Genomic DNA, 2959 nt, shown 5'->3' with positions numbered 1-2959 from the left:
TAGCTCAGTAAAACCCAGTTTAAATATGTTTTAGCTGTTCGTGATTTTGACATTACTAAAGTTAACTACAACCTCGAATTTTTCGAGTATTTTCTACTAAACTTTGAGCGAATTTATCAAAACGTTCTGATAATTTTTCATCTAATATTTTACCCTCATCGGAAAAAGCATTCCAAGCCTGACCAATAGCAATTTGCTCTGGAATTACCCAAGCATGAACCCATCGTAAAATTAACCGTAAATGATTTAGTGCATTACTATTTGATTGACCTCCTAATACACTAATAAAACCTGCTACTTTTCCATCTAAATGTTCAAAACTCATTAGGTCAAGGGCATTTTTCATCACACCACTGATACTACCATGATATTCTGGAGTTGCTAAAATCAGACCATCAGCTTGCTTGACAGTTTCTCGCATTTTCTCCACATCTGGATATTCTGGATACTCCTTCTCGCCATTACAAAAGGGGAGTTGGAGAGTCCGCAAATCCAATATTTCTACCTCAGCACCTATCGCCCCTACTCTTTCGGCTACTATTTCTAAAGCTTGCTGGCTATAGGAACTAGACCTTAAACTACCACCAATTCCCACAATTTTTACCATTGCATTTAACCTAAAATATATTTTTCTCAGCTACAGTCGTAATAAGTACGATTTAAAATAGCAAAGCAAATTAACAAACGTCAATTCTAAAATACGCTATCTATAAATATATACGCTGAATCAGAATAAAAGGCCACAATTAAAGATAATGAAAAATTTTTGGCAACAAATTAGAACTGATGTACTTAAGGGAATTAATCACCATAACTCATCATTATCTAAAGCTGAATTAAATACCCAAAATACCAAAACTATTCTTGGTAAAATTCCTGGTCAAAAATTAAGTAGAAAATTAGGGTGGAAAATTTTGGCTACTGGGATAATTGCTCAAGGAGCATTATTGGGAACTCCAGCTTTTGCCGATAGTACGCAAAACAATCTTAGCTATAGTCAGCTATTAGAGAAAATTCAAGCTGGAGAAGTAACAGAAATAGATGCTTATCCCTCTCAAGGAATTGCTAAAGTTAGCCTGAAGGGGCAAAAGGCAAATGAGCCAATGTACACAGTTAATATGTTTGAGTATAACCCCGAACTACTAGATAAAGTTCGCGCTCAAAAAATTGACTTTGAGCTGAAGCGCTCTCCCGACAATAGTTTTGCGATGGGTATTATATTTAATATTCTCATCGTCTTTATAGTTATCTTTGTATTACTGACAATTTTGCGTCGCTCTAGTCAGTCTCAGGGAAATGCTTTAAATTTTGGTAAGTCTAGGGCACGTTTTCAGATGGAGGCTAAGACTGGAGTATTGTTTGATGATGTGGCAGGTATTGAAGAAGCGAAAGAAGAACTTCAGGAAGTTGTTACTTTCTTGAAAAAACCAGAGAAGTTTACAGCTATTGGGGCGAAAATTCCTAAAGGTGTTCTTTTGGTAGGACCGCCGGGAACAGGTAAGACTCTTTTGGCAAAGGCGATCGCTGGTGAAGCAGGGGTTCCTTTTTTTAGTATTTCTGGTTCGGAATTTGTAGAAATGTTTGTGGGTGTGGGAGCTTCTCGTGTACGAGACTTGTTTAGAAAGGCTAAGGAAAATGCTCCTTGCATCATATTTATAGATGAAATAGATGCGGTAGGTAGACAAAGAGGTGCTGGTATTGGTGGGGGTAATGATGAGAGGGAACAAACTCTTAACCAACTGCTGACTGAAATGGATGGGTTTGAAGGTAATACTGGAATTATTATTATTGCGGCGACTAACCGTCCAGATGTTTTGGATGCTGCTTTATTACGTCCGGGTCGTTTTGATAGACAGGTGACAGTTGACTTACCTGCTTATAAGGGACGTTTAGGAATTTTGGAAGTTCATGCTCGGAATAAGAAATTAACTCCAGATGTTTCTTTGGAGGCGATCGCTCGGAAGACACCTGGTTTTTCGGGAGCTGACTTAGCTAATATGTTGAATGAAGCAGCTATTTTGACTGCTAGACGACGAAAAGAAGGAATTACACCTTCGGAAATTGATGATGCTATTGACAGAGTGACTATCGGTTTGAGTCTCACCCCATTATTGGATAGTAAGAAAAAACGGTTAATTGCTTACCATGAGTTAGGTCATGCTTTATTGATGACTCTACTAAAAAATTCTGACCCTTTGAATAAGGTGACTATTATTCCTCGTTCTGGTGGAGTGGGTGGTTTTGCTCAACCAATTATGGATGAGGGGATGATTGACAGTGGGATGTATACTCGTGGTTGGTTAATAGACCGAATTACAATTTCTCTAGGTGGACGTGCTGCGGAGGAAGAGATTTTTGGTTCGGCGGAAGTTACAGTCGGAGCTGCCAACGATATTAGGAATGTGGCAAATTTAGCTCGTGAGATGGTAACTCGCTATGGAATGTCTGACTTAGGACCTTTGGCTTTGGAAAATCCCAGTGGTGAAGTTTTTTTGGGTCGAGGTTGGCAGTCGCAGCAGTCAGAATATTCTGAGGAAGTTGCTACTAAGATTGACCATCAAGTACGAGCAATGGCTGTTCATTGTTATGAGGAAGCTCGGCGAATTATTAGAGAAAATCGTGTTTTGATGGATAGGTTGGTAGATTTATTGATAGAGAAGGAGACTATTGATGGTGAAGAGTTTCGTAGAATAGTTTCGGAATATACAGAGTTACCTGAAAAACAGAAGCTTTCTATTAATTTGGAAAAGAAAGGTTGAGGTCTAAGGTTGTTTTTGGGTAGTAGGTGGTTGAAAAGAGATTTTGACTCATCACTTACCCAAAGATATAGCAATCCTAAATTGGTTGTGGCAATTTTTTTATAACAGCTAATATTAACAGGACTTACGCAGATGTACTATATATAGATTTAAAAAACTATAACGTTATAGTTTTGAACGCTACATACATGGTCTTTGCG

The 2959-nt window shown here is 38.2% G+C and carries 2 protein-coding genes; one reads left to right on the top strand and one right to left on the bottom strand.

Annotated features, from left to right (window positions below):
• Positions 1-61: 61 nt before the first annotated feature.
• Entirely contained in the window at positions 62-607 is a 546-nt protein-coding gene (locus AFK68_RS03725; RefSeq protein ID WP_094671650.1) for an NADPH-dependent FMN reductase, read from the bottom strand.
• Between the two features lie 148 nt (positions 608-755).
• On the opposite strand from AFK68_RS03725, the gene ftsH reads away from it, so the two are divergent.
• Entirely contained in the window at positions 756-2759 is a 2004-nt protein-coding gene (gene ftsH, locus AFK68_RS03720) for an ATP-dependent zinc metalloprotease FtsH (protein WP_094671649.1), read from the top strand.
• Positions 2760-2959: the final 200 nt, after the last annotated feature.

It is taken from the genome of Hydrocoleum sp. CS-953 (assembly GCF_002260545.1).
Classification (GTDB): domain Bacteria; phylum Cyanobacteriota; class Cyanobacteriia; order Cyanobacteriales; family Microcoleaceae; genus Trichodesmium.
This window is presented reverse-complemented; position numbering and strand designations above follow the sequence as displayed.

Coding starts and splice junctions, on each gene's coding strand:
- AFK68_RS03725 (WP_094671650.1), bottom strand. CDS start 607: ATGGTAAAAATTGTGGGAATTGGTGGTAGTTTAAGGTCTAGTTCCTAT.
- ftsH (WP_094671649.1), top strand. CDS start 756: ATGAAAAATTTTTGGCAACAAATTAGAACTGATGTACTTAAGGGAATT.